Raw genomic sequence first — 5,885 nt, forward strand, 5'->3', positions numbered from 1 at the left:
TCGCTTCTGCTATGATCTTGCTCAACTGAAGACAGGCCCTAGGACGACAGGGGAGCCCGATGAAGAAGGTGAAGGGACCGGCCGGCGGATCGATGCGATGCGTCACGATGAACACCGCAGGATCGGCTAGATCTCCTGGACTCGCAGCGGAACGATGACTTTGGGATCTTGTCCAGGATCTCTTCTGCGCCAGTTTCCCCAAATCACCTTGGCGTCAAAAACCCTGTCACGACAGCAAATCCTGATCACGTCACCAACGACGGGCGCGTCGCCATCAAAGTAATTCTCATCGTGACGAAGTTCTTTCTCGGCCACGAGCTCTCCAGACTTGAGAAGAATTCGCTTGATCCAATACGGCATGCCCCGCGTCTCGCTGATCCGCCAACCATCGTCCATTAAATGACGAAACCCGCGACGGACGCAAGAAACATGTCCGAGCTCCATCGCGACTGAATTGGACCGCCTTCGTGATGTCCGGGTTGCGCTGCCCTCGCGCCTGACGGACACGGTCCGCAATTGGCGACGGATCGAGGCCCAGCTCGAGGGAGAGATTGCGATATGGTTGCGGCTCCGATCAGTGAGGCTCCGATTGCCGCCGGTGAATGCGGCCCGAGAACTGCGCTGGCTCGGGGTCGGTAATACTACGGTCGTGAACGGCGGCACGAGTTGTGCGATGTAGGGGCAGCAAGGTGGGGGTGCATCAGCGAGTCGGGCGTCATGGGGTTATTCAGGAAACACACGAGATCTCGGCTCTGCGAGAGCCGACGCAGGGTCAAACTGTTCAACCAACAGCTCCTCGAAGAGATGGATCGGGAGCGACAGCGGCTCGAGGAGCATTGCCCCGCACAGGCGATATCCGAAGGCGAAGAAGCGGCAACATTGCATTGAGCCCAAGACCATGCGTAGCACCTTCGGCGCGTCCTATCTGCGCGCGTTCATCGCCGCGTATTCGCCCTTGAGAGCAGCGCGATCGCGCATTGCCGGGCGCAGTGACCGCGAACGTGCACAAATGTACGTACACATGGCGGCCGTTTCTTCTCCCAAGCTCGGCTCCCGGCGCGCGCGCTACCACTCGCCCGGTGGCCTTTTTGTCGCGGCCATTATGAACGAGACAAGGCAGAGCGACGGACACGCCTGTGGTTCACTGACCCGAGAACGCGCGTCGAGGGGCCGTGTGTTTGAAAGAGACCTCCCGTCGCGTACCAGCCCCGCGACGGGAGCCGCTCGCGGCAGGAGGCGCCAACCGGTCAGGGACATATTCCGAAGTTGCGGAGGCAGGCGTGAAAAATAAGGAGCTCGCAATGATGACCACGCAGGCGCTTTGGAGCCTGCACGAAGAGCTGGGTGCGATCCTCGCGGTAAAGCTGGACGCAGAAAAACGAGAGCTTGAGCGCCGCCTGGCTCGGCTCAACGGACGTGTCGAGCAAAACCAAAGGGCCCGTCGGCCCTACCCCAAGGTACTGCCAAAATATCGCAATCCGGAAAGGCCCACTGAAACCTGGTCCGGACGCGGGAGACAGCCGCGCTGGGTTGGAGCACTACTCAGGTCGGGAATGAAATTCGACGACCTTTTGATTGCTCAGACGCACTGAAGCATTCAGGCACGGCCCGATTTGCTTCGATCCTCGAGCTTCCGATCGCGAAGCTTCTTCGATCTTTGTGGTGCGCAGCTTGCCTCGGCCCTGCGAACTTCGTCGCGCAGCCTCAGCAAATCGAGATAACAATTGGCCAGGAGGCCGTCGGAAAGCTTTGGTGCAGTTTTGCCCGCTGGTATCGACCTCTGGCTCTTCATGACAATCCCCTCGATTGATCAAATCAATATAAGGCCGCCGCAGAGCGCGCACCCGAACCGGATCGCCGCTGCGACTTGAATGCTGGCGGCCGGCCAAATCCAATTCCTTGACCGCCCCCAGATCGCTAGATTTCACGAACCCGTAGCGCGGTCCAACTAAAACCTCTGTTCCGACGAAGCCACAGCAGGACTGTGTCGACCGAGACACAATTTCACCACCGTCCCGGCACCGGCAGCCCCTGCCAGCCTTACCGACGCACCAGCGCCGAGCCGTGACGCCTGAGATGGTGCCACCGTACCACGCGCCCTCGCCAGCAGGTTCGGGCAGCCCGGAATACCGTTGATATACCGCCGACGAGCGTCTCACGTTCGATCAATGCCTTCGCCGAGCGCGATGAGCGATCGGCGACGCTCTTGGTATCAACGGGTGGGCGATGGGATCTGATCGTCATTTGGAAAAGCCTCCGACTGCTGGATATCCGGAGGCTCGTGGGGCCTCCGCTGTGAGGCTGCAGGATCCGGCAAACACCCGCTGGAAAAGCTTGGAAAATTGAGCGGACGATTCCTCAGGCTCGAGATCGGCGGATGAGCGCCGCGATTGATCGAACACAGGTTCAACCCCGCCGCTGCGCCTGCACCTGTCCGGCCGATCTGCCTGCGATGGAGTTTTCACATCGACGCAGCCAGGCTTACTCCTGACGCGACATTCCCGTCGTCGAAGCACCACCTCTTCTGATCCGTCCGGGAATTCCCACGCAGGTCGACGCTCCGTCGGTGCTGTGCGCTGCCAGGCCGCAGGGACGTGCGGGCACGGTCACCGTCGACACGCCGTCGGGTCCCGGCACGGCCAGACCGGTCGTCGAGATCTGCACCTGACGGTCTGCCATGCCTTCGAGCGCTTTGGGGACGTTGGCGCGTTGATCGGACGCGGGTTGACCAGTTGAGGCGGAGGGCGCGACGCCGCCCCCGACCGATGGCGGCGGGGCTGAAATGCCTGTGCCGCCGATATAGCCGCTGGTCGTGGTGGCGCTCGGTATCCCCGGTGCAACGTTGGGGCGGTTTTCGGGGAGCCCGACGGCATTCCGCCTGGGAGAACCGGTTCCAGCCGCGCCGTTTCCAGCGGGGTTGTTCGATCCCGGCGATCCGCCGCCCACAGCACCCGCCGGCGGACCGCCTCCGACGGATGCCGCTCCACCGCCAACAGCCGCACTCCCGATGCCTGCCGCCCCCATACCAGCGCCAATCGCGCCGCTACCGCCGCTACCAGCGGCCAACGCAAAGCCGGTGGGCACAAATCCCAGCGGCAGCGCCGCTATCAGCAGCGCGAGAGGCAGGCTTCTCGAATGGCGAATGATCATGACGCACTCCTTCGGTTGATCTACAGAAAACGTGGGACGGCCGGCCGGGCTGCACTGCCCGCCCTCAACAGAATGTGAGTGCTCTCGCGAGGGTTCCAAACAAGCCGCTCGATGGCTCCCCTTCGACAGGCAACGATGCGTGGCCAACGCGCCGCCTCGCAACGGAAGCAACCGGCAAGCTTCCGCCAAAGCCAAGTGCCAAGGCCGAGTGCCAAAGCCCAAATTGAGCATGCCGCCGGAATGACCTACACTTTCATGTTTCCGACTTTCATGTCTCTCGGATCTGATCCACGGAAGCTTGGGCCAATGCATCGCTTCATCCGATGTGCCGCCTTCACAGCGGTCCTTTTGTCCGGAATGGCCCTCTTGCCGGCCGCCACGCGCGGGCAGGCCGGCAGCGCCGGCGGAAGCATCGGCAACGACGACAAGGAGTTGTCCGGCTCGCGCGACGTCGAGCAGCATTCGCCACCGGTACCCTCGCCACCAGGCCAGGGCAGCACCAGTCTCGATGGTGTCTGGATCTTCGCCAGCGCGGGCTGCAACGGGGCCGGCGCCGTGGCGCGCGGCGTGATTTCAGGAAGCAGACTTTCATTTCCGGGCGGCAGTGGCGAGATCGCGGCAGACGGAACCCTGCGCGCCTTCGCCAAGGGAAGGGGTTTTACTCTCACCTCCGAGGGGCAGCTCTCCGGGATTTCGGGCATCGGCACGTTCAGGCGGTCCGACGGCTGCGCGGGCCGCTGGACGGCCGTCAAGGAATAGACGGCGTCGGATGGTAATGAGCCGGGGTTCGCCCGACGGCTCGCGCGCGTGGTGTCGAAGGCACAATGCCCGCACGGCGAAATATTTGACCCTGGCTTCCGTCCCTGCGCCGTGTTCGCGCGCTGGTTGAGTTCGGTCACACCCGCTGGCTCACCGAACCTGCCGTCATCGATTAATCCGTGGTGATCTCGTCGTGGTTGTTGCTACCAACCACGAATGCATCCAAACCGAGGCGATTCCAAACGTCACTTCAATTGCTTTCGACGCGCATGCTCGCGCCATTCAAGACAAGGCTTTTTCAACGATCGCGCGAAAATTCCTTGCGCGGCTTTCCGGAACAGACGTCGTGACGCCGAGAATGCGGCGGACGAATTTTCGCTCCAAGCGTCTCTACAAGCCGAGTGCTGCTGGAAGTCGGGTGTTTCTCGAGGAGATAGCACCAGCTTCCGCGAGGGGGATGGTTCGAACAGCAAAACCGCTGAACTAATCCGCGCGCGAGGATTGTTCGAGCCGGTGGGTCTGGCGGACTGAAAATCGCGTCAGCCACCATTTGCCGACGGCGATGCCGGGCGCCTCGATCGCGCGATAGGCAAAGCTTGCGACCAAGAATGTGGTCGGCGCGGCAAGCGCGAACAGGACGAGCTGTCCGACGATCGGATAGGCCTGCCAATAGGCCGCGCCGAACGCGCCGATCATCGCGAGGCTGATCAGGTCGAGGATCGGATAATGAAACAGGTAGAAGCTGTAGGAAATGCGCCCCAGGGCGCGAGCCGCGTTCGACAGCATCAGGCGCCGCAAGCGTCCGAATGAACCGTAGCTCAGATAGGCGACGACGAAAAAGCTCGGGAATGCGGCGATCAACCGATCGACATGGTGGCCGCTCGCGATGGCGAGCGTCCGCGACAGGCACAGCAACAGCACCGCTCCGACCAGCAAGCGCCGCAACGTTCGATGATCAAAGGCCTCGATCACCATCCGGCCGAGGCTCGGGACCAGCAGACCAAGCCAGAATGCATAGGCAAAGCCGATCCCGGGCACTCCAAAATCTCTGGCGCTCAGGCCGATTAGACAAACCAGTGTCACGAGCCGAGCGGTCGTGGCCATGCGCTCGCAAGCCCACAGCAAGAGGGGCAGGAGCGCGCTCATGATGAGTTCGACGCGCAGCGACCAGAGCGGTACATTCAGCCACGTCTCTGACAGCCAGAAGTGGTGGGCAATGACGAGCGGCCCGATCGGCCGAACCAGTGTCGCCCAGATAGCCGCGGCGGTCAGCACGGACGCCCAGAGCGCCGGCATGATGCGAAACAAGCGTCGGACGGCATAAGTTTGGTAGCGGCTGTCTGCGCCGAGGCGCAGAGTTTCGCCCAGCACGAACCCGCTCAACACGAAGAACAGCGATACCGCCGCAGCACCTGGAAAAATGGTGACGGCCAGCCAGTCAACGACCCAGCTCGGATGACCGGACCAGGGGCCATCCACATCGAGAAATCGTGTCAGGCCCTCGCCCTGAAAGCGAAGAAACGAGTGCTCTCCGAGTACTGCGAATGCCGCCAGGCCTCTGAGAGACTCCAACTCTGGGTAGAACCGGCGTTGCTCCATGCCCGACGTCTAGCGTCATGCCGTCGCCTTGTCGAACGGCCTACGCGACAAATCGCCCGGCTCGCGTCTCTCGTGCCCGGAGCGGACAGCGAAACGGCCCTCGCGTCCGCCCGGCACTTGATCGAAAACGCGCGGCTAATGGCCGAGCAGGGCCAGGCCGATCCAGCTCACGGCGAAGACCGAAATCGCCGAAGTTGCGATGGCCGCCAGCGAAATCGCCGCCTTGATGATCCGCGCACCCATGATCGCTCGCAAGACAAATGCCAGCACGCCACTGCAGGCGGCTGAAGTGCAAGGCCTGAGATCCAGACCCAACCATCAGATGGGTCGGCTCTGCGGGCAAAAGGTTCAGCGGAATTGTGGGCGGTATCGGCTTC

General features: G+C 62.3%; 7 protein-coding genes. 3 read left to right on the plus strand and 4 right to left on the minus strand.

What is annotated here, in order from left to right:
* Positions 1–126: 126 nt before the first annotated feature.
* Positions 127–360: a hypothetical protein gene (locus WCB02_RS39795; RefSeq protein WP_423967955.1), complete on the minus strand. Its 234-nt coding sequence runs from the start codon at positions 358–360 to the stop codon at positions 127–129.
* A gap of 941 nt (positions 361–1,301) precedes the next feature.
* On the opposite strand from WCB02_RS39795, the gene WCB02_RS39800 reads away from it, so the two are divergent.
* On the plus strand, positions 1,302–1,592 hold the full coding sequence (locus WCB02_RS39800; protein WP_423967958.1) for an H-NS family nucleoid-associated regulatory protein: 291 nt from the start codon (positions 1,302–1,304) through the stop codon (positions 1,590–1,592).
* An 889-nt stretch (positions 1,593–2,481) separates the two neighbouring features.
* On the opposite strand, the gene WCB02_RS39805 is transcribed toward WCB02_RS39800, so the two are convergent.
* Positions 2,482–3,150 carry a hypothetical protein gene (locus WCB02_RS39805; protein WP_423967960.1) on the minus strand — a complete coding sequence of 223 codons (669 nt, stop codon included), beginning with the start codon at positions 3,148–3,150 and terminating at the stop codon, positions 2,482–2,484.
* A gap of 366 nt (positions 3,151–3,516) precedes the next feature.
* Here WCB02_RS39805 and WCB02_RS39810 point away from each other — a divergent pair, with 366 nt between their 5' ends.
* Positions 3,517–3,909 (plus strand): hypothetical protein, encoded by a 393-nt coding sequence (locus WCB02_RS39810; protein ID WP_423967962.1) that lies wholly within the window; start codon positions 3,517–3,519, stop codon positions 3,907–3,909.
* Positions 3,910–4,102: 193 nt separating this feature from the next.
* Positions 4,103–4,396, plus strand: a complete 294-nt coding sequence (locus tag WCB02_RS39815) for a hypothetical protein (RefSeq protein WP_423967964.1) — start codon at positions 4,103–4,105, stop codon at positions 4,394–4,396.
* On the opposite strand, the gene WCB02_RS39820 is transcribed toward WCB02_RS39815, so the two are convergent.
* Together WCB02_RS39820 and WCB02_RS39825 are read right to left on the minus strand one after the other, a co-directional pair.
* A complete protein-coding gene (locus WCB02_RS39820) occupies positions 4,393–5,508 on the minus strand; it encodes an acyltransferase family protein (protein ID WP_423967966.1) in 1,116 nt (371 codons plus the stop codon). The genes WCB02_RS39815 and WCB02_RS39820 overlap by 4 nt on opposite strands.
* 135 nt (positions 5,509–5,643) lie before the next feature.
* Positions 5,644–5,778 carry a hypothetical protein gene (locus WCB02_RS39825; protein WP_423967968.1) on the minus strand — a complete coding sequence of 45 codons (135 nt, stop codon included), beginning with the start codon at positions 5,776–5,778 and terminating at the stop codon, positions 5,644–5,646.
* Between the last annotated feature and the right edge of the window lie 107 nt (positions 5,779–5,885).

Origin of the sequence: Bradyrhizobium sp., assembly GCF_049581145.1 — a bacterium.
Lineage (GTDB): Bacteria > Pseudomonadota > Alphaproteobacteria > Rhizobiales > Xanthobacteraceae > Bradyrhizobium.